This is a genomic window from Pseudonocardia halophobica (assembly GCF_027922425.1).
In the GTDB taxonomy this organism is placed as follows: Bacteria; Actinomycetota; Actinomycetes; order Mycobacteriales; family Pseudonocardiaceae; genus Pseudonocardia; species Pseudonocardia halophobica.
In genome coordinates this window covers 1-676 of sequence record NZ_BSFQ01000214.1, presented here as the reverse complement: position 1 = coordinate 676, position 676 = coordinate 1, and the positions used below count along the sequence as shown (strand labels likewise).

General features: G+C 75.7%; 1 protein-coding gene and 1 pseudogene. Both read right to left on the bottom strand.

Features of this window, described 5'->3' with window-relative positions; genetic code table 11:
- Positions 1-274, bottom strand: a 274-nt coding sequence (locus PKE99_RS38225; protein ID WP_271215122.1) for a hypothetical protein, incomplete at its 3' end; no start/stop codon positions are given.
- Positions 271-676 (bottom strand): annotated as a pseudogene (locus tag PKE99_RS38220) (hypothetical protein); the annotation flags it as partial. The gene PKE99_RS38225 and the pseudogene PKE99_RS38220, both read right to left, overlap by 4 nt.

Genomic DNA, 676 nt, shown 5'->3' with positions numbered 1-676 from the left:
GCAGGAACACCGTCTCGACCCAGTCGACCAGCTGCGTCATCTCCACCACGGCCGGATCCAGGTCCTCGGCGAGCAGCCACCCGCCGCCTGCTGAGCTTCGCCCGCCCTCGCCCGTCGCGGCCGGGGCGTCGTCCGCCGGCGGGCGCGAGCGGGAGAGGCGGGTGACGTCTCCCGCCAGCTGGCGGACCAGGGCATCGAGCTCGCCCAGTCGACGCTGGGTCCGCTCCAGCGAGCGGGCGAAGGCCGTGATCACGGTTTCGCGTTCGTCGGTCACGACTGCCGCCCCGGCAACTGCAGCACGTTGTCCGGCGCGGCGATCTCGCGCTCGCGACGGTCGACGCCCTCGTCCTGCATCCGCCGTGCGAGCGCCCCGAACCGCTCCGGCCACCGGGCTGCCAGCGCGTCGACAGCGCCGGCCACCGCGTTGTCGCGCCAACGCCGCAGCCGCGCCGCCTGCGCCCGGCGACGGACAACCCGAGCGTGCGACCGGACGTCGCGCCGTCGCCAGGCCATCCGGACCCGCCCGATGACCGGTGGGATGCCGCGACGGAAGACCACGACCTGCCCCGCGGGCAGGTTCGCGATCTGCGCCGGTGCGAGGACGGGCACGCGGCGCACCGTCCGCGAGGCGAGCCGGCCGTGGAGGTCGGTCGTCGTGACGGGCTCGTCGCGCTCG